Consider the following 24,273-nt stretch of genomic DNA (forward strand, 5'->3'; position numbering starts at 1 on the left):
CGTGCGCCCGACTGCGCCTCACGGGTCCGACCACCCCACGGGCGGGCCCCCGTTTCCCCTTGGGAGGAACCAGAAGTGAGGATCAAGCGCACCACCCCCCTCAGCGGCATGGCGAGACGAAGCAGGGCCGTCGCGATCTCCGCAGGCCTTGTCGCTGTCGCCGCTCTCGCCGTGCCCAGCGCCCACGCCAACACCACCGGGACGTTCAGCGCCAACCAGCTCAGCGCCGCGAGCGACGCCGTGCTCGGCGCGGACATAGCCGGAACCGCCTGGAACGTCGACCCGGCGACCAAGACCCTGAGGGTCACGGTCGACAGCACGGTCTCGCAGGCCGAGATCAAGCAGATCAAGAAGTCCGCGGGAGCCAACGCCGGCGCCCTGCGGATCGAGCGCACGTCCGGCACGTTCAACAAGCTGCTCTCCGGCGGCGACGCCATCTACGCCCCCGGCTGGCGCTGTTCGCTGGGCTTCAACGTCCGCAGCGGCAGCACCTACTACTTCCTGACCGCCGGTCACTGCACCGACGGCAACCCGCCGTGGTACACCAACTCGTCGAACTCCACGAGCATCGGCCCGACGGTCGGATCGAGCTTCCCGACCAATGACTACGGCATCGTGCGGTACGACAACGCCTCGGTCGCCCACGCGGGCACCGTCGGCAGCCAGGACATCACCAGCGCGGCCAACGCCACCGTCGGTATGTCCGTCACCCGCCGCGGCTCCACCACCGGCATCCACAGCGGAACCGTCACCGCCCTCAACGCCACGGTCAACTACGGCGGCGGCGACATCGTCTACGGCATGATCCAGACAAACGTGTGTGCGGAGCCCGGCGACTCGGGTGGCCCGCTCTACTCCGGCACCAGGGCGATCGGGCTCACCTCGGGCGGCAGCGGCAACTGCAGCTCCGGTGGTACGACGTTCTTCCAGCCGGTCACGGAGGCACTCAGCGCATACGGCGTCAGCGTCTACTGACGCCCGGCACCTCGCGCACCTTCTCGAAACCGCGTTCGGCAACGCCAGAGCCCCCGCCCGAATTCCGGGCGGGGGCTCCCGTTCACCCCGCGGCTTTTGAGAGGATGTGGGGGAGGACGGTCGCGCAGGAACAACGGGGGCGGATGCTGTGCCTTCCGGAGGGATGCCCTCCGGGACCCCCGGCAGACACCCCAGGGGGTTCCAGTCCGTGAAGCGTATCGGAGTGACCGGACATCGCAGCATCCCCGAGGAAGCGCACGCCCATGTGATGGCCGGGATACGAGCGGTGCTCTGCGGCTTCGACGGCTCCCTGGAAGCCCTCTCCAGCCTGGCTGTGGGAGCGGACCAGCTCTTCGCCGACCTGGCACTCGCCTGCGGGGCGGAACTGACCGTGGTCATCCCCAGCGGTGACTACGAGGCCTGCTTCGCCGACGGGCCCGAACTGGCCCGCTACCGAAGCCTCAAGGGCCGCGCGGCCCGCGAGGTCCGGCTGGACTTCCCGCACTCCACCGACGAGGCGTACTACGCGGCGGGCGCCTACATCGCCGACCACTGCGACCGGCTGCTCGCGGTCTGGGACGGCCGGCCCGCCCGCGGCTTCGGCGGGACGGGCGACATCGTGACGTACGCCCGGACACTCGGCCGCCCGGTGACGGTGATCTGGCGCGACGGAGTGGAGCGCACCTGACCGGTCGTCGCGAGCCGCTTCGTATACGGCCGGGCCACTACGGACGGTGCCGTCACGTCTGGTGTCGGGCGAGCCAGTCGGTGTGCTGCGGGGAGACGATGCGCTCGGTCTCGAACACCGCCCGGGGCCACTGCCGTTCGGTGAGCGTGGTCTCCATGGCGACCTGCATCGACTCCAGATCCTTCTCCACCAGCGAATGGGCGGAGATCAGCGGATGGTGGCGGCGCATCTCGCTCCAGGCCAGACAGGCCGCGGCAGCCGCGGACAGCACCCCGGTCGCGGCGAAGGACTGTCCGACGGAGAACATCCTCAACAGGGCGAGGACCAGGGCGAAGGCGGTCAGCGCGGCGATCGTGGTCGACCAGACCAGAGTGGCGCGCCGGGACACCTCCTGGCGGCGACGGTACCAACTGCGCTGTTCGATCAGCCGGTCCCGCACATATGTCTCCTTGCGTACGGTGAACGCTTTGTCCCGTAACTCGCGCATGGAATCCGTGATGAGTCCGCCCGAATCCGTCATGCGCTCGCGAGGGTCCGGCCACCCCACCTTCCGGAGCTCCTGCAGTCCCTCTTCGAGACGATTTGCGAACACTGCTTCGGGGTGCTGGGTGCCGGTGTCGAATGGAGAACCGTGCACCGAGTAACGCCAGCACATGGACTTGATGAACTCTGCCGCGGAGCGGTTTAGTTGCCAATGCGACTTTGCTTTGCGACGGGACGAGAGGTAGGTCGTGATCAGGACACCCAGGTAGGCCAACACACCGACGGAGTCAGTCAGTTGGAACGTGTCAGCAACCTCCCAGTGCCAGGGAAGCGCTGCCGGTATCGCGCCCGCGACCAGCAGGATCAGCTGCCAGCGGGTGGTATTCACCGCCTCCCGCTGCCGTGCGATCGCGATGGCGTCCGTGTGGTGAAAGAGCGCCGGTAGATCAGCGTTCCGGAAGACCAGGCTCTGCAGTGGTCCGGGAATCGCCGTCATCTTCACTCCCGTCTGCGGTTTTGTCTTCACTCATATGGCGGAATGGATGGTTCCGTTGTGTCTGTGGCAGTCTCACGTGACGCTCGCGTTGCAAGAGGGCGTCCTCAGTTGCCAACAGAGGCCATGAGAGTAAAGTCGTGCCGCCGGACACTGCAATGGTGCAGCTGGCCGGTGCAGTTTCCGTGTCCGGAACAATCCCCTCAAGGACGGCCGTGAAGAACTCTGAATCCTCCCTCTCCTTCGCCGTTGCGAAGAAGAGCCGTGTGCCGCTCGCCGAGATCGACGCGCGTGGCAAGGAAGCCGCCAGCAAGCTCGGGCGGGTGTTTGCCGCGTCCACCGGTCGCCCGACCCAGGCATCGACCTTCAACTCGGCTCTCTAGTCACCCCCTCCGGGCTGGCTAGACTGGTGGAATGACAGGACCCCTGGTCCCTTTCCGCGAAATCGTTCTCAAGGTTCACAGCAGGTGCGATCTTGCCTGCGACCATTGCTACGTCTATGAACATGCAGATCAGAGCTGGCGTACCCGTCCGAAAACAATCTCTGACGAAGTCATCTTCCGGACTGCTCAGCGCCTGGCTGAGCATGCCAAGACACATGCACTGCCCTCCGTGTCAGTGATCCTGCACGGAGGGGAGCCTCTGCTGGCAGGCCCCGCGCGACTGCGGCGCATCTGCGAAGAACTCACCACCGCCTTCGACGGCGTCGCCGAGCTCGACCTGCGTATCCACACCAATGGTCTGCAGCTCAGCCCCCGCTATCTCGACCTCTTCAGCGAGTACGACGTCAAGGTGGGTATCTCCCTCGACGGCGACCGCGAGGCAAACGACCGGCACCGCCGGTTCGCCGACGGACGCAGCAGCCACCCCCTGGTCCTCAAGGCCGTCGAGCTGCTCCGCCAGGAGCGGTACCGCCATCTGAACCTCGGGCTCCTGTGCACGATCGACATCGAGAACGACCCGCGCGCGGTCCTCGACGCCCTCGTCGAGCTCGATCCGCCGCTCATCGACTTCCTTCTTCCGCACGCCACCTGGGACGAGCCGCCGCCGCGCCCGGACGGCTCGCGCACCGCCTATGCCGACTGGCTCCTCGCGGTATTCGACCGCTGGCAGGAGCAGGGGCGCCCGGTGCCCGTGCGGCTCTTCTCCTCGGTCCTGTCCACGCTGAGCGGCGGTCCCAGCCTCACCGAGTCCCTCGGGCTCGCCCCCACCGACCTCGTCGTCGTCGAGACCGACGGCCAGTTGGAGCAGGTCGACTCGCTCAAGAGCGCCTACGAGGGTGCGGCGGCCACCGGGTTCGACGTCTTCACGCACGCCTTCGACGAGGTCGCGGCCCATCCCGGGGTCCGGGCCCGGCAGCTCGGGCTGGACGGCGTCAGCGACACCTGCCGCAGCTGCCCCGTCGTGCGGTCGTGCGGCGGCGGTCTCTACACGCACCGCTACAAGTCGGCGGATGCCGTGGATCCCGCCCGGGCGTTCGACCACCCTTCCGTGTATTGCGACGATCTCGAGGCGCTGGTGCGCGGCGTCGAGGAACGGACGTCGGCCTCCGCGGTACCGGCCGCGGTGGCGGACCCCGCCGAGCTGGGCGCCGAGCAGCGGGACCTCACCCGCACAGCGCTCGCCGTGCTCCACAGCGACCTGGACGGACGCGGCGGCGACCACTGGGCGGCCGCCTGGGAGCTGGCGTCAACGGTAGAGGGATCCGAGGGCGGATCGCGAGGCCTGGACGAGGCGCTCGCGCACCCCTACGCCCGCAGCTGGCTGCATGACGCACTCTCCGCCGTGCACGAGGAGAGGCCCGGTGCCGGGAGGGTCGCGTGGCGGCTGTCGTCGTACGTCGCGGTTGCCGTGGTCCGCGCCGGGCTCGATCTGGCCGTACCGGTCGCCTACCGGGACGGCATGCTCGCCCTGCCCGGCCTCGGCTCGCTGCGGATCGACGGGCTGCGGGACGGCACGGCTCAGGTGCGCGTCACCGACGACGGCTTCCTGGTGCGCCGCGCGGGTGACGGCCGTCAGGGTGCTTTCGAACGGCGGATCGTACGGGGCCGGGCGCCCGGTCGGGACTGGCTGCCGGTGCGCCGGCTCGGTGGCGGTGACGCGCCCGGTGCGGCGCCCGGCTCGGCCCCCCGTTGGCTGCTCGACGACCTGGACCCGTACCGCGACTGCTTCCCCGCTCGCCCGGCCGCCCGGCTCCGGCAGGACGAGGCCGACCGCCTCGGCGCCGGACTGGACCGGGCCTGGGCACGGATCGCGAAGCGCGCACCGCGGCACGCCGCGGAGATGGCCCAAAGTCTGACCACGGTGACGCCACTGAACGGCCCCGCGCCGGGGGAGCCCTCGGTGGGACGGCACGGATACGGCGCGCTGGGCATCCGACCGGACGACAGCGCCGAGCAGTTGCCGCTCGCTCTGCTGCGGGGCTTTCGCCAGGCCAAGCTCCGGGCGCTGCTCGACGTCACGGATCTTTACGCGGCGGACGGCTCCTGGGAACATCGAACGCCGTGGCAGGAGGAACTGGTTCCGTTTTCCCGGCTGCTGGCTGAAACGTACGAACGGGTGGCGCTCGGGGCATTCGAGCCGCATTATCTCGACGGCGTACCGCAGGCCATCGAAACGCTGGAGCGCGCAGCCGAGCTCACCGTCAGCGGAAAGCAGCTGCTCGACCTGATGAGAAAGGAGGTCTGAAGCAAGCATTCCGGTTCGGTCCGGACTCCGGCACATACACGGGACAACCGGGAGGGGACGACCCACGAGCGAATTCGATCAAGGACGCGATCGATGGCGTCGGGCACGGATGACCGAAAAGGGGCGTTGAATGACCGAACGCCATGGGGGTGGAGCAAGGTCCGCTCCGGAATGATGAATTCGCTCGCATTCTTTTCACTCCTCGGGTGCGGGTGCTCACACAGGACGGGGGTCGTGTGCACGCAACAACGCAGCAGCGAGCGGCGGACCATCGGCCGTACTTCTTCTTGAGTTATGCGCACACACCGGGGTACGGCGGTGGAACGGACCCCGATATGTGGGTCGAACGGCTCTTCCAGGATCTCTGTGGCCACGTGATGGCCATGACCGACCTGCCCGCGGGTGCGCCCGCGGGCTTCATGGACCGCGAGATACGCTCCGGCGAGGGCTGGTCGGAACGGCTCGGCGAGGTGCTCGCCACCTGCCGGGTGTTCGTCCCGCTGTTCTCGCCCCGCTACTTCGCCAGCGAGATGTGCGGCAAGGAGTGGTACGCCTTCGCCCAGCGAGCCATCCACTACCGGGCCCGCCACAACCAGCCGGCCGAGGCCATCGTCCCGGCCCTGTGGGTGCCGGTGCCGCCCAGCCAACTGCCGGGCCCCGCCGAGCGGTTACAGTTCAACCACCGCGACTTCGGGGACCGTTACGTCAGCGACGGGCTGTACGGACTGATCAAGCTCAGACTCTTCGCCGAGGAGTACGAGCGGGCGGTGTACGAACTCGCCAAGCGCATAGTCAACGTCGCCGACACCATGCGGATCGGCACCGGCCGTCCCGTCGACTACCGCCTGGCCCCCAGCGCCTTCGGCTCACCGAGCAGTGGAGTGACCGGCCCCCGCCCCATGCAGGTGACCATTGCGGCGGCCACCCGCCACGACCTCCCCGAAGGGCGCAGCGTCGACTACTACGGCGACAACCCGCAGGACTGGAACCCCTACCACCCCGCCTCGGCACGGCCCCTGGCCTATGTCGCCGAGGACCTGGTGCGCTCCCTCAACTACCAGGCCACCATCGCCTCCTTCGACGAGGAGTCCGGCCCCCCGGAGGGCAAACAGCCGCCCAGCAGACCGGAGATCCTGCTCGTCGACCGCTGGGCCCTGCAGGACGAGGACCGGCGCCGGCGGCTCGCCGCCTTCGACGCCGAGAACCGCCCGTGGGTGACGATGGTCGTGCCGTGGAACCGCGAGGACCCCCAGAGCAGAGCCGCCGAGGCCGAGCTGACCGCGAAGCTCGAACAGACGATGCCGACCAAGATGCGCCAGGGCCGGGCCTACTGCCGCGCCGCCGCCCGGGGCGTACCGAGCATGGAGGCCTTCGGCCAGGTCCTGCCGCAGGTGGTCGAGGCGGCGGCCCAGCAGTACCTGCGACATGCCGCGGTCTACCCACCCGCGACGGGCGGCGGGCACACCGAACGGACCCGGCTGACCGGGCCGATGGCGCAGACGCACTTCATACCGGAGACACACCACCCTGCGACGGATGCGGAGGACACGGATGACGGCCAGTCGTGACGGGCGCATCGTCACCTTCTACTCGTACAAGGGCGGTACGGGGCGCACCATGGCCCTGGCCAACACCGCCTGGATACTCGCCGCCAACGGCAAACGGGTACTGGCCGTCGACTGGGACCTGGAGGCGCCGGGACTCCACCGGTTCTTCCACCCCTTCCTCGACCCCTCGACCCTCGGTGCCACCACCGGTGTCATCGATCTGATCACCGAGTACGCCTGGGCAGCGACCAGCCCGGTCCAGCGCGCCGACGACTGGCACCGTGACTACGCCCGGATCCAGCCGCACGCGGTCTCCCTCACGCCCGAGACGCTCGGCTGGGAGTTCCCGCAGGGCGGAACGCTCGACTTCGTCTCCGCCGGCCGGCAGAACCGCGAGTACTCCGCGACCGTCTCCACCTTCGACTGGGACAACTTCTACGACCGGCTCGGCGGCGGCCACTTCTTCGACGCCCTGCGCGACGACATGAAGGCCAACTACGACTACGTCCTCATCGACAGCCGGACCGGTCTCAGCGACATCGCCGACATCTGCACCGTCCATCTGCCCGACGTCCTCGTCGACTGCTTCACCCTCAGCGACCAGTCCATCGACGGTGCGGCCTCCGTCGCCCGGCAGATCTCCGAGCGCTACACCGGCCGCCCCATCTCGATCTTCCCCGTCCCGATGCGCATCGACGAGGGCGAGAAGGAGAAAGCCGACGCCGGACGGGCGCTGGCCCGGCTGAAGTTCGACCGGCTGCCGCGCGATCTGTCCGGCGACGAACTCACGGCCTACTGGGGCGCGGTGGAGATTCCGTACCGTCCCTACTACGCCTACGAGGAGACCCTGGCCACCTTCGGCGACGAGGCCGGTCTCACCAACTCGCTGCTCTCTGCCTTCGAACGGCTCACCTCCGTCGTCACCGACCAGCAGGTCACCTCGATGCCGCCGATCGGCGAAGAGGTACGGCTGCGCATCCGCGACGCGTTCACCCGGCGCAGGCCCGCGCTGCCCGCCGACCTGTTCCTCAGCTATGTGGCGGAGAACCGGATGTGGGCCGACTGGATCGAATCAGTCCTCACCCGGGCCGGGTTCCGTGTCGTGCCGCGCGACGTGTCCGCGGAGCGGGAGGCCCTGGAACCGGTGTCCGCGGTCGCCGAGAACGCGACCCGTACCGTGGTGCTGCTCTCCAGCGCCTACCTCAAGTCGCAGCGTGCGGTGACCCTCTGGGACCGGGCCGTCGCCGATGACCCCGGCGCCGCCCGGCGCCAGCTGCTGCCGCTCAGGGTCGGTGACGTGCGGCTGTCGGCGCCGTACATCGACCGCAACCCGGTCGACCTCTTCCGGCTCGACGAGGTGCACGCCACGACCTCCCTGCTGCGCGCCCTGGACCGGCCCGTCCAGCTCACCGACGGTGTCTCGCCCGGACCGCGCTTCCCCGGAACCGTCCCGAGGATCTGGAACGCACCCCCGCGCAACCCCGGCTTCACCGGCCGCTCCCTGGTCCTGGAGCGGATGCGCGACCAGCTCGGCGGCGGGATGGCCGTCGTACTTCCCCAGCCGCAGACCCTGTACGGGCTCGGCGGCGTCGGCAAGACCCAGGTGGCCCTGGAGTACGTGCACCGCTTCATGGCCGACTACGACCTGGTGTGGTGGATATCGTCCGAGCAGATCGACGACGTGGTGGCCGGGCTCGCCGAGCTCGCCGTCCGTCTCGGCGCCCAGGGCGGCGACGACATGGCGGCCGCCTCGCAGGAGGCCGTCGATCTGCTGCGGCGCGGGGTCCCCTCGGACCGCTGGTTGCTGGTCTTCGACAACGCGGACGACCCCGAACGGCTGCGGCGGTACTTCCCGCAGGGCGGCTCCGGCCACATCCTGGTCACCTCCCGGAACCAGGCATGGTCGCAGCACGGCGATGCGCTGCCCGTCGATGTCTTCCTGCGGGAGGAGTCCATCGAGCACCTCCAGCGCCGTGCCCCCGGGCTGAGCGACGAGGACGCCGCCCAGGTGGCCACCGCCGTCGGCGACCTGCCGCTCGCCGTCGAACAGGCGGCCGCCTGGATCGCGGAGACCGCCACCCCGATCGACACCTATCTGGAGCAGCTGGCCCAGCAGGCCCCCGAGGTCCTGGCGCTCAACCAGCCCGCCGGCTACCCGGAGCCGGTCGCCGCGACGTGGAACATCTCCATCGAACGTCTCAAGGAGCGTTCACCCGCCGCGGTGCGGCTGCTGCAACTCTGTGCCTTCTTCGCCCCCGAGCCGATCTCGGGGAACCTCCTGTACAGCAAGGAGATGATCGAGGCGCTCAAGCCGTACGACGCCTCACTCCAGGAGAAGCTGGTGCTGGGCCGGGTCATCCGGGAGATCGGCCGGTTCGCCCTCGCCAAGGTCGACCAGGTCTCCAACTCCATCCAGGTGCACCGTCTGGTGCAGGCCGTCATCCGGGCGCAGCTCAGCGAGGAGGAGCAGCAGGATGCCCGGCATGTCGTGCACCGCATTCTGGCGGGCGCCCGGCCCGATGACGACGAGCCGATCGACAACCCGTCGACCTGGCCGCAGTTCGCCACCATCTGGCCGCACCTCGGGCCGTCCGACGCACGCAACTGCAAGGAGCCCGAAGCGCGCAGGCTCCTGATCGACCGGGTCCGCTATCTGTGGAAGCGCGGAGACTTCAGGACGGCCACCACCCTCTGCGAGGAGCTGCGCGCCCTCTGGAAGGAGACGCTGGGGGAGCGGGACATCCAGTACCTCTACCTCTGCTTCCACCTCTCCAACATCTACCGCTCGCGCGGCCGTTACGTGGAGGCGAGGGAACTCGACGAGATCACCCTCAGCCGGCAGCGGGAGATGCTGGGCCCCGAGCACCCGCACACGTACATGAGCACCAGCAGCCTCGCGACGGACCTCGGCACGCTGGGGGAGTACACCAGGGCGATCGAGCTGGCGACCGAGGCCACCGAGGGGTTCAGCCAGATCTTCCACGATTCGCACCCGAGGACGCTGGCCGCGGCCAACAACCTGGCGTTCACCCTGCGGGTCGTCGGGCAGTACGCCAGGGCCCGCGAGATCGACCAGGACGTGTACGACCGGCGCGTGGAGGTGCTCGGCGCGGAGCATCCGTACAGCCTGTCCTCCGCCATGAACCTGGCCCGTGATCTGCGTGACGTCGGACGGTACGAGGACTCCGTCGCCATCCTCAGCCGTACCTACGACAGCTACAAGGCGACCCTCGGGCGCGCTTTCCCCGGCACGCTGAGTGCGGCGAAGAGCCTCGCGGTCTCGCTGCGCAGGGCAGGGAGACTGGAGGACGCCCGCAGGCTCACGGTGGCCACCCGTGCCAGGTACCGGGCCAAATACACCTCGGCCAACCCCGAATCGCTGGCCTGCGACCTCAATATGGCGGCCGACCTGTTCGCGGCGGGCGAGGCGACCGAGGCCAGGGATGCCGCGCAGGAGGTCGTCGACCAGTACATGAAGGTGCCGGGGGAGAGGCACCCGTACACCCTGGCCGCCCTGAACAACCTCGGCGTCTACCACTCGGGGGCCGGGGCGGCGGAGGAGTCGGAGAGGGTGCTGACCCGGGTGGTCGCCACGATGCGGGAGGTGTACGGGCGCGAGCATCCCAACACGTTGTTCAGTGTGATGAACCTGGCCAACGCGACAGCCGAACGGGGCGATCTCGAACTCGTACTGGAGACGGAACGGCGGGTGGCCGGACAGCTCCGGGACGTGCTCGGGGCGCATCACCCGGAGACCCTCGCGATGATGTCGAACATGGCGGTGACGCTCGACGCGCTGGGGCGCAAGGACGAGGCGCTGCGGGTCAAGTCGGAGACGGTCGAGGAGCTGTCCCGGCAGCTCGGTGACGACCATCCGCTGACCCGGATCGCCCGGGAGGAGGAGCGCTTCCAGCGCGAACTGGAGCCGCTCGCGGTGTGAGTTGCGGGAGCGTCCGGCCGCCGCCGGCCGCTCCCGGTCCCACTGCTCACCCGGTTATCACTCTGCGGGCGTATCCAGCAGCCAGGTGAGGATCCGGGGGAGCGCGTGGAGCGCGTCGAAGTGCGCGGCCGCCGGTTCCAGCACGACGGTGGCGTGCGGGATGCGCTCGGCCAGCCAGCGTGAGTGACCGACCGGTGAGAACACGTCCTTCTCACCGTGCCACAGCAGCACCGGACCCGTGATGTCCGCCGGGTCGAACCCCCACGGGCGGCTGAACGCGATCGCGTCGTCGATCCAGCCGTATGCCGAAGTGCGCAGCCCCTCACGGTAGTTGTTCAGCAGCATGGAGCGGACCCCGGCGTCGTTCACCACCATCCGGTCGGAATCGGTCAGCTCCCGGCGCAGATCGTCGATGAGCCGAACCGGATTCTGTCTGATCACCGCGGACCGCGAGATGAACGACTCCGCCAGTCCGTCCGGGTCGGCCGCCGCCGTGGAGTACGCCAGCACATTCGAGGCGGCCATCCCGTCGAACCAGTCGAGGCCGTCCGCGCCCCAGGGGGCCAGCCCGACCAGTGCTGCGGTACGGGTGACCCGCTCGGGCATCAGCGCGGCGCAGGCCAGCGCGTGCGAGGCGCCGCCGGAGCGGCCCACCACGGCGAACCTCTCCAGCCCGATATGGTCCGCGATGGCCCGTACGTCCTCCACGACATCGGCGACACTGCGGCCCGGCAGCCGGTCGGAGCCGCCGTATCCGGGCCGGTCGTAGGTGATCAGCTGGGTCTTGCGCTGGTACAGCACCATGCCGCGCGGAGCCGGACCGAGCCGGCTTCCGGGCGTTCCGTGCAGCAGAAAGACCGGTCTGCCCCGCGGATCCCCCAGACGCTCGACCAGCAGATGCCGCCCGTCCGCCGCGCGCACCCGACTGCGCACTCCGTGCCTCCTCAGCTCGGTGCGGGCACTGCGTGCCCGGCTTTTCCCGCCGATTCGATGATTACCCATCAACGGCCCTATAGAGGCCCCCTGTTGAGGTAAAGCCTGACCGCGCATCCGGCAGGGGCGTGAACCGGACCCGCAAGGGCCAATACCGGACAGGTCCAGTCCTCACCCACTGCCGACCGGTCGGTTGCACGCGGTGTTCGCAATCGGAATCGACATGGTGTGACGCCGGGTAAGTGAACGCGGCGCGGCGAAACGGTGGTGTCGTGTGTGCGTCCTGAAGTCGACCTTGTGTGCTATCTGCCCGGTCGGAATAGTGGGCGGCTCCATCCTCCGTACCCAAGGCACCCCACTTGCCTGTGTACGGCCCCACAGGAGGTAGAAGTTGAAGCATCGACGCATATCCAGGAAGCGCGCGGTCATGGCCGGATCGGCCGTCGTCGCCCTGGTCGCAGCGGGAGTCACGTTCCAGAGTGCGAACGCCAGTGACGACGTACCGCAGTTCACCGTCCGGACCCTGACGGCGAACGCGGCCGGAAAGCTCGCCACCACTCTCGGACAGGATCTGGGCGGCGACGCGGCCGGCTCGTACTACGACGCCAAGTCGAAGAACCTGGTCGTGAACGTGGTCGACCGGGCCGCCGCCGAGCAGGTGCGGCAGGCGGGCGGCAGGGCGAAGGTCGTGACGAACTCGCTCGCCGAGCTGAAGTCGGCCCGGCAGACCCTCACCACCAAGGCCACGATCCCCGGCACCTCATGGGCCGTCGACCCGGTCAGCAATAAGGTGGTCGTCACCGCCGACCGCACGGTCGACGGCGCCGCCTGGGACAGACTCAGCACGGTCGTCGAGGGGCTGGGCGCCAAGGCCGAACTCAAGAAGACGGCTGGGGAGTTCAAGCCGTTCATCGCCGGCGGCGACGCGATCTGGGGCAACGGCGGGCGCTGCTCGCTCGGCTTCAACGTGGTCAAGGACGGCGAGCCGTACTTCCTGACCGCGGGACACTGCACCGAGGCGATCAGCAGCTGGTCCGACTCGCAGGGCGGCGCGGAGATCGGAACGAACGCGGGATCCGAATTCCCGGGCAACGACTTCGGGCTGGTGAAGTACACCTCCGACACGCCGCACCCCAGCGAGGTCGACCTCTACAACGGCTCCACCCAGCCGATCACCAAGGCGGGCGAGGCGACCGTCGGCATGACGGTGACTCGTAGCGGTTCCACCACCCAGGTGCACGACGGCCAGGTCACCGGCCTCGACGCCACGGTGAACTACGGCAACGGCGACATCGTCGAAGGCCTCATCCAGACGACGGTCTGCGCGGAGCCGGGCGACAGCGGCGGCTCGCTCTTCGCGGGCGACACAGCGATCGGCCTGACCTCCGGCGGCAGCGGCGACTGCTCCTCGGGCGGGGAGACCTTCTTCCAGCCGGTGCCCGAGGCGCTGGCGGCATTCGGGGCCGAGATCGGCTGATCAGGCGGGTCCTCGGGGCGCTGTCCCCATTCGTCGGCCGGGTCCGGACACGGGCCCGGCCGACGAACGAGTCCGGGCATGCCGCAGAAAGCCAGGCCGGCGCCGGACTGCTCGCAGAGCGGCCCGATCAGGAGGCCGTTGACTCCAGGTGGTAGGTCGTGTCGACCCAGAAGCCGTTCGTGGCCCGGGCCTTGATCTCCAGCACGTACTGGCTGGGAGCCAGCGACGCGATGCCGCCCCAGATGCCCCATGCGTAGCGCTGGGTCAGCCCCGTCCTGAACGGTGCGGAGAACTCCTGCAGCGGCAACGGAATGCTGTTGAGCGACGCCGTGGCCTCTGCCACCGTCATGGACTGGGGGACCCTCGAGTACGACCTGGTGTGCTGCATGTTGAGCACCGGGAAGAAGATCGGCCGGTCCGAGGGAATCGTGCAGCGCCGCACCACGTGGCCGCCGTAGGTGCCGGCCAGGAACCAGAGGTCGTCCGGCTGGTTCCAGGCGGCGTGCTCGCCTGTTCTGTCCTCGACCGGGCTGCGGTCGTCAGGGGCGGACAGCGCCCATTTCCACCAGCGGCCCGCGAGCTCTCCGCCCTCTTCGTTGCTCAGTTTCCAGATGCTGTCGACCGATTCCGCACCACTCATGACGCCCCTCCCGCGTGCAGCCCCTGGCTCGAGACCCGATTCGAACAAGCGGACAGTACCCGGGGCGGATGAAGGGCTCGACGCCGACCTCTGAGACTGGTGGCGTCGGCCCGCTGGGGCCGCACGACCCGGGTCGCCGCGTCGCACGCGAGGACGGTGACCAGGCCGCGACGGCCGCCCACGGTTCGGGAGATTGCGGCAACTTCGAGGAGCGCACTGCGCAGTTCGACGTCACTGACCGATGCGGACGTGTCGATGACGGGATTCGGGTGAGAGAGGGGCCTGTTGGATTCCAACTCCCGTCTGACCGCGGGAGCATAGACATCATGGGAGGGAAGAGCTTCGTGCTCTCTGCCGCCGCCGTCGTCCGGGCCGAGCGGAACGCGACCGACCACGCGTCCGCGGCCGTGCCCGTCGACGGTCTGGCCAAGGCACAGTAAGGCGCAGCCCGGTTCGGCCACCCAGGTCGAGGCCGTCAGCGAGCGAACCGAAACCACCACCACCTGTGAACGGTGATGGCACCGTGACGGTGGACTACCACGCCGCCCCGATCCATCTGCCCGACGAGGACGCAGCGGAAGGCTTGCGGACCGTGGACGCCGATCCGGTGCGCGCGGCCAAGGGATCGTACGCGGCCAATGCCCGACCATCCCCACTCAGTCTGGATTGCCCATGCCCTCCGTGTTGGTATGCGGGCCGCTACCCTCACCGGGGTGGCCGCGGCCCTTGTCGTCCTGTGCGCGACCTCCTTCTGGTGGTTCCACCGCACCGACGACAGCCCGTACGCCGTCGCAGCCGAGCCGAAGGTGAGCGTCACCTGCAAGGGCGAGTCCCCGTCCAAGGAGCTGCGTACTTTCCTGACCGTGTTCGTCCAGCGTCTGGCAGACGGTGACGTGAAGGGCATCGACGCGCCGGCCGACGGTTACCCCGACGGTGCGGCGGCGGCCCGGGAGTCCTCGGACTTTCTGCGCCCGCTCGCACCGGCGGCCGGTGGCGACCCGGTCATGGCACACATCGGACCGGTGGGCGACAGCCGTTCATTCCTGCAGCGCATCGAGGCACCGCAGGGCGGTCCGGCCGAGACCGAACTCACCCTGTCCGACGGTAAGCAGGTGCACATCCAACTGGCCAGGGAGCACGGTGCGTGGTGGGGCTACGCACTCGCGCCGGCCGACTCATACCGGTCACGGCCCGGGGCCGGATGCTCGTACGGCACGAGCATCCGGCCCTTCCGTCTGCGTACGCGTCATCGATGCGCGGAGCCGGGCGACAGCGGCGGCTCGCTCTTCGCGGGCGACACAGCGATCGGCCTGACCTCCGGCGGCAGCGGCGACTGCTCCTCGGGCGGGGAGACCCCAGCCGGTGTCCGAGGCGCTGGCGGCATTCGGCGCCGAGAACGGTGACGCCGGCTCGCTCACTCGTGTGAGCGAGGGCCCGCTTGCCCCCACGGGGGCGGGTGGGCCCACTGCTGCTATGCGGAAGGATCGGCCGGAGCCTTCACCACGGGCTTCTTCGCCAGCGGGTCGTTTTCGCAGCCGAGTGCGTCGGTGGCTCTGCGGGTCATGAGGTAGAGGAAGGTGACCTGCTGGTCCACCGTCTTCTGCTGGACGTCGGTCCCGTTGAGCAGGGTGTTGGAAGCCTGTCCCTGGAGCAGGACCTTTTGGGACGGCTTCTTGAGGTCGCCGGGCATCCGGCACGGCACGGTGAGCCGTGAAACGAGGTCGTTGGCTTCGACAGTCGCGCCGTTCACGTCGTAGTGGCTGAGCTTCCCCGGAAGCTTGTCCACGTCGCGGGCCTCGGTGTCCTGCGGAACCCAGGAGAACTCGATGCGCAGTCTCTTGGAGCCGAAGGTGTTCCTCGGAGCGAACGAGCAGGTCGTCTGAGACGACGTCGGCGTGCTCAGGTCTTCTCCCAGTCGTTCCTGCATACCTTCGACCAGATCTGATGTCAGAGCGAAGACAGTGGACTTGAGCTCGTCCGCCTTCAGCAGGTCACGCACCGCTTCTCCCTCGGTGGAGGAAGCGGGTACGTCACAGAACTCCTTCTCCGGGGCGGCCTTGTCATCTGCTGTGCACGCGGATGCGCCGAGTGAGAGAAGGGCTATTGCTGTGAGCGCCAAACCCTTGCGGGACCGGACCGACTTCCGGACCTCAGAGGTGTGCCCCTGCGGCGTCTCTTCCGATGGCGTAACCAGCAGCTGCATCGTCCCTCGCCTCATTGAACGGCCCATTACCCTTGATTCCTCTCTGCTCGCCCCATTCGTCGATCAGGCGAGTGGTTCCGTCCATACCCCGGCCGTAGTTCTCGCTGGAATCCTGCTTGCCCTGCTGCTCGGCTGCCTCGACGACATCCTTGGTCCAGTCGTACTTGAATGAATCGATCAACGCGCCACCCGCGGTGCTCACTACGGGGATCTCGCCTATGAGCCCGTTGGCTCCGATGGCTGAATACTCGGCGGTGTCCTCGGCCCATTCGACCTTGTCATCTTCCTTGTCCTGGTAGACATCGGCGCCGATTCCGTTGATGGCCCCCATCGCCGTGCCGACCTGCTGGCTCCGGTGGTTCCAGTCCGAGCTGGCCCCGTGGATCCCGTTGCCCTCGTAGTCCGGTGCGTCGGCAAGTACCTCGGCGGCGTAGGCGCGTTCGGATTCGTACAGGAGCGAATAGGACGGCGCGTCGTCCGAGATGCCCCGCATGACACGTATGAGGCTGCCTTGGCCCACGGCGATGTGCGCCTTGTCGCCGGACCCGTAGATGGAGTCCTTACCGGCGACGCCGCCATAGTCCGATTCCTGGCCGTTGAGGATGATATGCGTGTCGGGCACATAGTCCGCCAAGGCCTTGGCCATCGGCTGGCGCAGGTTTTCCAGGTCCTTGGGGAACTCGTCCCCGCCCATCTCGTCGTCCAGGTAGCGGATGGCGTTGTGCATGACCCGCGCCTGGCCCTCGGTGTGCGGACCCGCCTCGCCCAGCTTCTCCCCCGGTTCGTGGCCGGTGGCGGCTGCCTGGATGGCCGCCCCCAGGCCTGTGGCCTTGTCGGGGTTGTCGACGTCCATGACCGCGCCCGGTCCGGAGAAGTACTCGTCGGGCCATTCCTTGCGGTCCGTCAGCAGGTATTTCAGGTGGTCGTTCTTGTTCCCCTCGGCCTCCGGGTCGAGGAAGTAGGTGGCCGTGTCCGGATCCTTGCTCATGATCCCCAGGATTCCGTCCAGCGGATCGTTCGCCAGCTTGGGGCGGCTTGCGTCGACGTGGTGAAGCCAGACATTCGGATTGGCCTTCTCGGCGTCGATGATGTCGTTCGCGACGTCGTTGAGGAACTGCTTCCCGTACCCGCTGCCGTGCTGCATGAGAGTGACCGCGGTCTGGTAGCCGTTCACCGGCCGCAGGTTGTCGCCGATGTTGTCCGTACCCGCGTCCTTGAGCCCCTCGACGAAGGGCTTGTACGCGTAGCTGGTCGGATCCTTCGTGCCCGAGGCCACGGTGTTCGCAAGGCTGGTGTTGATCGAGTTGTAGAGCTTCTGGTCTTCCTTCGAAGCGCCTCTCTCGTCGGCCGCCAACTCCATCCTGTCGGCCAGGTCCAGAGTGCCTTTCGCACCGAGGCCGTTCAGATAGGCCTCGCTGAAATGTTTGTCCTTGGAATTCTGGTTCATGATGTCCCGGTAGTGCTTCAGCTCCTTCTCGGAAGCATCACCGGAACGGACCTTCTCCGTGAGGTTGAGGGCCTCAACGGCCTCGACGTCGTTGACCGGCTTCGAATTGAATCCGAAAAGCGCCGGGTTGTCGGCTCCCGATGCCTGCAGCAGGGCCACCTTGATGTCGTGATCGTATTCTGTCACGACCTTGACCGCGTCAGCGATCTTCTGCGTGTAGGAATGCTCCACGTCGGGAAGGTCCGGGTCGTGCTGGATGCTGTACTTGGTCTGGGCGTCGACCTTGCTGAAGTCATAGCTCGCGACGCCTTGGTCCGAGACCTTCATGCCGGCTTCCTTGGCCTCCGCGACGGCGGACTTGACCCGTCCGATCAGCTCGGTGAGCTGGCCGTGGGCGTCACGAAGGAGCGACTCCAGGGCTCGTGCCTCTTTTTGTGCGGCGTCGTACTCACTGCGTGTCAAAGCGAAGTTGGTGGAGGATACGGAGGCGCTCTCGCCCGTCCAGAGCTTCCCCTTGGATATGCTCTGGACGTCGTCCTCGTAGAGGTCTTCGAGCGTCTTGAACTTGCCCGCCATTGTTTTCCAGCCGTCCGCCGCCGTGGTGAGCGCGGACAGCTTTATGTGCATGATCTCGTCGTACGTCGGCATCGGTTCCCCCTAGATATCCGACACTTTGGACTTCACCGAGTTGAAACCGGCCTCGGTTTCCAGGTCGTTGTTACTGAAAAGGACTGCCGTGTTCCGGAGTGCCGACTTCTCCTGACTCAGGCGCCCCATCAGCCGCTTGACCTGCTCGTCCCAGTGGGAGTGGGCCTTCTTGAGCCCGGCGGCCGTCTCCCAGCCCTTGAACTCGGCGACGGCTCCGCGGACGGATTCGTCGGCGGCGTCGGCCGCAGTCCTGGTGCCGGGCTCGAGGTTCTTCTCGATGCTGTTCGCCGCCTTCTTCTTCTTGGCGGGCGTGGTTGCCAGGTCCGGTGAGGTGCTGCTGCCCAGCAAGGGCGGCTGTGTCGTGGCACCTTGGTCGGCGGGGAGCTGGTTCAACCGCATCTGCGACGAGTGACGCTCGATCACCTCGCCCTTCTGCTGAGCCCACTCTTCCTCGAACGACATGGGTCCCCCTGGCTGCTTTCACTCATTGCCGGACTGTTCAGGTGTGATCACCCTACCGAGTGGTCCACGCCCGGAGCCTCGGCGGCATTGCATCTGTAACCAACCCCATTCGGGCCGTATTTGCTGCCTGTAGTCCCCTCTGGGGTCATTTACGGCAACAGTCTTCTGTGATGCGAATCTTCGGTCGCCGGCGGAACGGCCGCTCGTGCCCCGGGTGACCGGAGCGCCGGTTCGTCGGCCCCTGCTTCGGCTCCCGCGCGGACCGGGACACCTGGACGCGGCCGGCCGGTGCCGAGAACGTCCTGCTGATCTCGCTGGGCTCGGCGTACACGAAACAGCCGGAGTTCTACCGCCAGTGCCTGGCCGCCTACGGCAACCTGGCCGGCTGGCACGTCGTACTCCAGATCGGCAAGTGCACGGACCCGGACGAGCTCGGTGACATCCCGGCCAACGTCGAGGTGCACTCGTGGGTGCCGCAGCTGACGGTCCTGGAGCAGGCCGACGCGTTTGTCACCCACGCGGGGATGGGCGGCAGCAGTGAAGGGCTGTACACCGGGGTTCCCATGATCGCTGTCCCGCAGGCCGCCGAGCAGTTCATGAACGCGGACCGGCTAGTCGGCCTGGGTGTGGCCCGCCGCATCGACACCGCTCAGGCCACCGCCGTGGCCCTGCGCACCGCGCTCACCGAACTCGTCGCCGACGAGGATGTCGCCCGGCGCTCGGCCCAGCTCCGCGCCGAAGCGCGGGCCGAGGGCGGTACGGCACGGGCAGCCGGCCTCATCGAGGAGATGTTGGGCTGATCCCTGCCCTCAGGCAGGGCTCGAGCCACCGGGGGCGGTCGCCGCACCCTCGGTGTCGTCCGGCGCGCCGACGTAGGAGGCGATGGACAGCAGCTGCGGTGTCTGCGCCGACGACCAGCAGCGCGGCCCGTGCGGTGACGGCGTTTCTCACCTCGTCAGCGAAAGTCATGCCCCCACGGTCGGGGAGAGTCCGGCATTCGCGCAGGCGGGGGCGGGTCGAATGGCGGAAGAGCGGGGGCGCCTCGATTATCGTACGGATGTTCGAAACTTGGTCTATGGTGGAGAGCGAGGGGGTGGTGAGTACGGATCGGTCCAGGAGGTGCGGGTGCCCGGGTTCACGCATCTGCACACCGTTTCCGGGTTCTCCCTGCGCTATGGGGCCTCGCACCCGGAGCGGCTGGCGGAGCGCGCTGCCGAGCGGGGGATGGATGCCCTCGCGCTGACCGACCGCGACACCCTCGCAGGCGCGGTCCGCTTCGCCAAGGCCTGCGACAGGGCCGGGGTGCGGCCGCTCTTCGGGGTGGGGCTCGCGGTGGGGGCGGAGGGCGCGGAGCGTGCGCCGGAGGGCGGGCGTACGAACCGGCTGCGGACCCCGGTCCGTGGCGGCGCCTTCGTCGATGAATCGGCACCCCGGGTCACCTTCCTCGCCCGGGACGGCGCACGCGGCTGGGCGGAGCTGTGCCGTCTCGTCACCGCCGCGCATGCCGTGACCGGCGACCCGCGGACCGGTGCCGGGCAGCCCCTGGTCGAGTGGTCCGCGCTGCCCGCCGAAGGGCTCACCGTGCTGCTCGGCCCGGCCTCCGAGGTCGGCAGGGCGCTGGCCGCCGGACGTCCCGACCGGGCCGCCGTGCTGCTTGCGCCCTGGCGGGAGATCTACGGCGACGACCTGCGCCTCGAAGCCGTCCACCACGGGCGTGAAGGCACCGGCCCCGGGTCGCTGCGGCTCGCCGCCCGTACCGTCGGCTTCGCTGCCGAACAAGGGGTACGGGCCGTGCTGACCAATGCCGTCCGGTATGCCGACGCCGGGCAGGGCCCGGTCGCCGACGTGCTCGACGCGGCCCGCGGGCTCGTCCCCGTCGATCCGCGCCGCACCCCGCTCGACAGCGGTGAGCGCTGGCTCAAGGACGACCGTGCGATGCGGGAGACCGCCGAGCGGATCACTTCCGCCGCCGGACTCGGCCGCGATGCCGGAGCGCGGCTGCTCGCGGAGACCTGGCGCACCGCCGACGCCTGCGTCGTCGACCCCGAGCGCGACCTCGGCCTCGGCGCCGTCCACTTCCCCGAGCCGCACCTCGTCGGCGCGGGCCGCCGCACCGCCCAGCGGGTACTGGCCTCCCGCGCCGCCGCCGGCATGGTGCTGCGCGGCTACGACCGCAGGCGCGACTACTGGGAGCGGATGCACCATGAGCTGGACATCATCGGTTACCACGGTTTCGCCTCCTACTTCCTGACGGTCGCCCAAGTCGTCGATGACGTACGGGAGATGAAGGTCAGGGTGGCTGCGCGTGGCTCCGGGGCCGGCTCGCTGGTCAACCACCTCCTGGGCATCGCCCACGCCGACCCCGTCGAGCACGGGCTGCTGATGGAGCGCTTTCTCTCCAAGCGCCGCTTCGTGCTGCCCGACATCGACATCGACGTCGAGTCCGCCCGCCGCCTCGACGTCTACCGCGCGATCATCGGACGCTTCGGCGCCGAGCGGGTCGCGACCGTCGCCATGCCCGAGACCTACCGGGTGCGCCATGCCATCAGGGACGTCGGCGCCGCGCTCTCCATGAACCCGGCCGAGACCGACCGGCTCGCCAAGGCCTTCCCGCACATCCGGGCCCGCGACGCCCGCGCGGCCATGGAGGAGCTGCCCGAACTGCGCGAGGTGGCGCGGGAGAAGGAGAAGTACGGGCGGCTCTGGGAGCTGGTGGAGGCGCTGGACGCCCTGCCGCGCGGCATCGCCATGCACCCGTGCGGGGTGCTCCTCTCGGACGCCTCGCTGCTGCGCCGTACGCCCGTCATGCCCACCAGCGGCGAAGGCTTCCCGATGGCGCAGTTCGACAAGGAGGACGTGGAGGACCTCGGGCTGCTCAAGCTCGATGTGCTGGGTGTACGGATGCAGTCGGCGATGGCGCACGCGGTCATGGAGGTGAAGCGGGTCTCGGGCCAGGAGGTGGACCTGGACGCCGTGCCGCCCGGCGACCCGGAGACGTACCGGCTGATCAGGACCGCCGAGACGCTGGGCTGCTTCCAGATCGAGTCGCCGGGCCAGCGCGACCTGGTCGGCAGGCTGCAGCCCGCCACCTTCCACGATCTGGTGGTCGACATCTCGCTGTTCCGGCCGGGACCGGTCGCCGCCGACATGGTGCGGCCGTTCATCGAGGCCCGGCACGGCCGCGCGCCCGTCCGCTACCCCCACCCCGACCTGGAGGGACCGCTGCGTGAGACATACGGCGTGGTCGTCTTCCACGAGCAGATCATCGAGATGGTCGACATCATGACCGGCTGCGGCCGGGACGAGGCCGACCGGGTGCGGCGCGGGCTCTCCGACCCCGAGCAGCAGGGCCGGATCAAGGACGGGTTCGCGCAGCGGGCGGCGGCGAAGGGCTACAGCGCCGAAGTGATCTCCCGGACCTGGGAGATCATCGAGGCGTTCGGCTCGTACGGCTTCTGCAAGGCGCACGCGGTCGCCTTCGCCGTACCGACGTACCAGTCGGCGTGGCTCAAGGCGCACCACCCGGCGGCCTTCTACGCCGGGCTGCTCACCCATGACCCGGGGATGTACCCGAAGCGGCTGCTGCTCGCGGACGCGCGGCGGCGCGGTGTACCGGTGCTGCCGCTGGATGTGAACCGGTCGGCGGCCGCCCATAGAATCGAACTGGTGTCCGGTAAGGGGGAGGATTCCGAGGTGTGGGGGCTGCGGCTGGCGCTCTCGGACGTCCATGGCATCAGCAAGGCCGAGGTCGCCCGGATCGAGGCCGGGCAGCCCTACACCTCGCTGCTGGACTTCTGGCAGCGGGCGCGGCCGGGCAAGCCGGCCGCCGAACGACTGGCCCAGGTCGGCGCGTTGGACGCTTTCGGTGCCAACCGCCGTGATCTGCTGCTGCATCTCTCCGAGCTCCACCGCGCCCAGCGGGGAACCGGGACCAGGTCCGGATCCGGTGGCGCGCAACTCCCGCTCGACGACGGCCGGAAGACCGGCTCCATCGGCCTGCCCGACCTCAATGACGCGGAACGCCTCAGCGCCGAGCTCGGCGTTCTGAGCATGGACGTCTCCCGCCATCTGATGGGTGACCACCACGCGTTCCTGAAGGAGCTCGGTGCGGTCTCCGCCAAACGGCTGCGCGAGACGCGGCACGGGGAGACCGTGCTGGTCGCGGGCGCCAAGGCGGCCACTCAGACCCCGCCGATCCGGTCCGGCCGCAGGGTCATCTTCACCACCCTGGACGACGGTACGGGCCTGGTCGACCTGGCCTTCTTCGACGACAGCCACGCCGCCTGCGCGCACACCGTCTTCCACTCCTGGCTGCTGCTCGTGCGTGGAGTGGTGCAGCGGCGAGGGCCGCAGAGTCTCAGCGTGGTCGGCGAGGCCGCCTGGAACCTGGCGGAACTGGCCGAACTGCGGCGTACCGGCGGACTCGACGCGGTCGCGGCCCGGCTGGCGGAGGACCCCGCAGCGGAGGAGGAGCCCCCGGGCGACCGGGTGGCCGACAACGGCCGCCGCATCCACCTGCCGACCGGATACGAGATGAACCCCTGGTCCGACCTCCAACCGCCCGGCGAAGGCGTCGCCACCGGAAGGAAGCTGTGGCACCAGTCCCCGGGGAGTGCGGGATGAGCGACACGTACGAGGAGCCGGGGATCCTGTACCTGCGGTTCCGCAAGGTCGGCGGCGGCCTACCGGACAGCGCCGGTTACGCCGGGCTGCTCGCTCTCCTCGGCGCATTCACCCCGGTCGTCGAGGCGGCGCCGCCGGACGGGGCGCTCGCCGATGTGCGCGGTGCGCTGCGCTACTTCGGGCAGGACGCGGCAGGGCTGGCGGCGGTGATCCGGGTCCGTGCGCTCGCCCTGCACGGGGTGGACTGCGCGATCGGGGCGGCCGAGAACCCGATGCTGGCCCGGATGGCGGCGCGGCGGGCCGCGCCCGGGACGACTTTCGTGGTGCCCGGCGGCGGGGGTGCCGCATTCCTCGCGGCCGAGCCGGCCGTCGCACTGGACGGTGTCGGGGCGGCTACCGCCCGCACCCTGTGCGGATACGGGCTCGACTCCGTCGGCCGGATCGCGGCGGCTCCGCTCGCCACCCTGCAACGGATCACCGGCGTACGGACCGGGCGCGAACTGTGGGAGCGGGCGCGCGGCATCGACCGTACGAAGGTCGTGCCGAACGCCGCCGCCCGGTCGGTCGCCGCCGAACGGTCCTTCCCGCGCGACGAACTGGACCCGGAGCGGCAGCGCCGCGCACTCATGTCGCTCGCCGAGGAGCTGGGGGCCCGGATGCGCGGGGACGGTCAGGTGTGCCGGGCGCTCGCGGTCTCCGTGCGCTACGCCGACCGGACCGGCTACTCGACGCTGACCCGCAGCCGTACGCTCCGTGAACCCACCGCCCACTCCGCGGAGCTCACCGGACTCGCCTACCGGATCCATGACTCGTTCGGGCTGCAGCGGGCCCGGGTGCGGGGGATCGGGCTGCGCGCCGAGGGGCTCACGGACCGCGAACGGGCCGCTCATCAGCTGTCGTTCGATCCGGTCGACGAACGGGCGCGACGGATCGAGGCGGTGGCGGACCGGCTGCGGGCCAAGTTCGGTCCGCAGGCCGTGATGCCGGGCCGACTCGCCGCCTGACCTGCCGTCATGTGATCGACCG

15 protein-coding genes and 3 pseudogenes are annotated in these 24,273 nt (G+C 69.1%); 11 read left to right on the top strand and 7 right to left on the bottom strand.

Annotation, left to right across the window (positions count from 1 at the left end):
- The first annotated feature begins 75 nt into the window (after positions 1-75).
- Both OHB49_RS32640 and OHB49_RS32645 read left to right on the top strand, forming a co-directional pair.
- On the top strand, positions 76-975 hold the full coding sequence (locus OHB49_RS32640) for a S1 family peptidase (protein WP_030977232.1): 900 nt from the start codon (positions 76-78) through the stop codon (positions 973-975).
- A gap of 208 nt (positions 976-1,183) precedes the next feature.
- Entirely contained in the window at positions 1,184-1,663 is a 480-nt protein-coding gene (locus OHB49_RS32645) for a hypothetical protein (protein ID WP_329164538.1), read from the top strand.
- 52 nt (positions 1,664-1,715) lie between these two features.
- Here the strand turns inward: OHB49_RS32645 and OHB49_RS32650 are convergent, their stop codons facing one another.
- Positions 1,716-2,642, bottom strand: a complete 927-nt coding sequence (locus OHB49_RS32650; RefSeq protein ID WP_329164539.1) for a DUF4231 domain-containing protein — start codon at positions 2,640-2,642, stop codon at positions 1,716-1,718.
- 212 nt (positions 2,643-2,854) lie between these two features.
- On the opposite strand from OHB49_RS32650, the gene fxsA reads away from it, so the two are divergent.
- The 4 genes from fxsA to fxsT all read left to right on the top strand — a co-directional run bounded on the left by fxsA (position 2,855) and on the right by fxsT (position 10,814).
- Positions 2,855-3,022 carry an FxSxx-COOH cyclophane-containing RiPP peptide gene (gene fxsA, locus OHB49_RS32655; RefSeq protein WP_063756058.1) on the top strand — a complete coding sequence of 56 codons (168 nt, stop codon included), beginning with the start codon at positions 2,855-2,857 and terminating at the stop codon, positions 3,020-3,022.
- A gap of 31 nt (positions 3,023-3,053) precedes the next feature.
- The gene (fxsBH, locus tag OHB49_RS32660; protein WP_329164541.1) at positions 3,054-5,327 is read left to right on the top strand and encodes a radical SAM/SPASM protein FxsBH, inactivated beta-hydroxylase extension form; all 2,274 of its coding nucleotides are present in this window, start codon (positions 3,054-3,056) and stop codon (positions 5,325-5,327) included.
- Positions 5,328-5,539: 212 nt separating this feature from the next.
- Positions 5,540-6,895 carry an FxsC protein gene (gene fsxC / locus OHB49_RS32665; protein ID WP_267008147.1) on the top strand — a complete coding sequence of 452 codons (1,356 nt, stop codon included), beginning with the start codon at positions 5,540-5,542 and terminating at the stop codon, positions 6,893-6,895.
- On the top strand, positions 6,879-10,814 hold the full coding sequence (gene fxsT, locus OHB49_RS32670; protein ID WP_329164543.1) for an FxSxx-COOH system tetratricopeptide repeat protein: 3,936 nt from the start codon (positions 6,879-6,881) through the stop codon (positions 10,812-10,814). The genes fsxC and fxsT overlap by 17 nt, the downstream gene beginning before the upstream one ends.
- A 57-nt stretch (positions 10,815-10,871) precedes the next feature.
- Here fxsT and OHB49_RS32675 read toward each other — a convergent pair whose 3' ends face one another.
- On the bottom strand, positions 10,872-11,747 hold the full coding sequence (locus OHB49_RS32675) for an alpha/beta fold hydrolase (RefSeq protein ID WP_329164545.1): 876 nt from the start codon (positions 11,745-11,747) through the stop codon (positions 10,872-10,874).
- Between the two features lie 391 nt (positions 11,748-12,138).
- On the opposite strand from OHB49_RS32675, the gene OHB49_RS32680 reads away from it, so the two are divergent.
- Positions 12,139-13,224 (top strand): S1 family peptidase, encoded by a 1,086-nt coding sequence (locus OHB49_RS32680; RefSeq protein ID WP_329164547.1) that lies wholly within the window; start codon positions 12,139-12,141, stop codon positions 13,222-13,224.
- Between the two features lie 127 nt (positions 13,225-13,351).
- Here OHB49_RS32680 and OHB49_RS32685 read toward each other — a convergent pair whose 3' ends face one another.
- Together OHB49_RS32685 and OHB49_RS45900 are read right to left on the bottom strand one after the other, a co-directional pair.
- Positions 13,352-13,864, bottom strand: coding sequence for a hypothetical protein (locus OHB49_RS32685; protein ID WP_329164548.1), 513 nt, complete (start codon positions 13,862-13,864; stop codon positions 13,352-13,354).
- Positions 13,865-13,980: 116 nt separating this feature from the next.
- A pseudogene (locus OHB49_RS45900) lies at positions 13,981-14,124 on the bottom strand (DUF2201 family putative metallopeptidase); the annotation flags it as partial.
- A 993-nt stretch (positions 14,125-15,117) separates the two neighbouring features.
- Here OHB49_RS45900 and OHB49_RS32690 point away from each other — a divergent pair.
- A pseudogene (locus OHB49_RS32690) lies at positions 15,118-15,265 on the top strand (trypsin-like serine protease); the annotation flags it as partial.
- A gap of 70 nt (positions 15,266-15,335) precedes the next feature.
- Here OHB49_RS32690 and OHB49_RS32695 read toward each other — a convergent pair.
- From OHB49_RS32695 to OHB49_RS32705, 3 genes are read right to left on the bottom strand one after another with little or no spacing between them, the layout of a single operon-like run.
- Positions 15,336-15,983, bottom strand: coding sequence for a hypothetical protein (locus OHB49_RS32695; protein ID WP_329164549.1), 648 nt, complete (start codon positions 15,981-15,983; stop codon positions 15,336-15,338).
- Between the two features lie 31 nt (positions 15,984-16,014).
- Complete coding sequence (locus OHB49_RS32700; protein WP_329164550.1) at positions 16,015-18,162, bottom strand: DUF6571 family protein; 2,148 nt, start codon at positions 18,160-18,162, stop codon at positions 16,015-16,017.
- Between the two features lie 9 nt (positions 18,163-18,171).
- Positions 18,172-18,624, bottom strand: coding sequence for a hypothetical protein (locus tag OHB49_RS32705; protein ID WP_329164551.1), 453 nt, complete (start codon positions 18,622-18,624; stop codon positions 18,172-18,174).
- A 230-nt stretch (positions 18,625-18,854) separates the two neighbouring features.
- Here OHB49_RS32705 and OHB49_RS32710 point away from each other — a divergent pair.
- The 3 genes and pseudogenes from OHB49_RS32710 to OHB49_RS32720 form a co-directional block, all read left to right on the top strand.
- Positions 18,855-19,424, top strand: a pseudogene (locus tag OHB49_RS32710) (nucleotide disphospho-sugar-binding domain-containing protein); the annotation flags it as partial.
- 325 nt (positions 19,425-19,749) lie between these two features.
- On the top strand, positions 19,750-23,247 hold the full coding sequence (locus tag OHB49_RS32715) for a DNA polymerase III subunit alpha (RefSeq protein ID WP_329164553.1): 3,498 nt from the start codon (positions 19,750-19,752) through the stop codon (positions 23,245-23,247).
- The gene (locus OHB49_RS32720; protein ID WP_329164555.1) at positions 23,244-24,251 is read left to right on the top strand and encodes a DNA polymerase Y family protein; all 1,008 of its coding nucleotides are present in this window, start codon (positions 23,244-23,246) and stop codon (positions 24,249-24,251) included. The genes OHB49_RS32715 and OHB49_RS32720 overlap by 4 nt, the downstream gene beginning before the upstream one ends.
- Positions 24,252-24,273 lie beyond the last annotated feature (22 nt).

The organism is Streptomyces sp. NBC_01717, from assembly GCF_036248255.1.
Taxonomy (GTDB): domain Bacteria; phylum Actinomycetota; class Actinomycetes; order Streptomycetales; family Streptomycetaceae; genus Streptomyces.

Coding starts and splice junctions, on each gene's coding strand:
- OHB49_RS32650 (WP_329164539.1), bottom strand. CDS start 2,642: ATGACGGCGATTCCCGGACCACTGCAGAGCCTGGTCTTCCGGAACGCT.
- fxsBH (WP_329164541.1), top strand. CDS start 3,054: ATGACAGGACCCCTGGTCCCTTTCCGCGAAATCGTTCTCAAGGTTCAC.
- fxsT (WP_329164543.1), top strand. CDS start 6,879: ATGACGGCCAGTCGTGACGGGCGCATCGTCACCTTCTACTCGTACAAG.
- OHB49_RS32685 (WP_329164548.1), bottom strand. CDS start 13,864: ATGAGTGGTGCGGAATCGGTCGACAGCATCTGGAAACTGAGCAACGAA.
- OHB49_RS32700 (WP_329164550.1), bottom strand. CDS start 18,162: ATGCCGACGTACGACGAGATCATGCACATAAAGCTGTCCGCGCTCACC.
- OHB49_RS32705 (WP_329164551.1), bottom strand. CDS start 18,624: ATGTCGTTCGAGGAAGAGTGGGCTCAGCAGAAGGGCGAGGTGATCGAG.
- OHB49_RS32720 (WP_329164555.1), top strand. CDS start 23,244: ATGAGCGACACGTACGAGGAGCCGGGGATCCTGTACCTGCGGTTCCGC.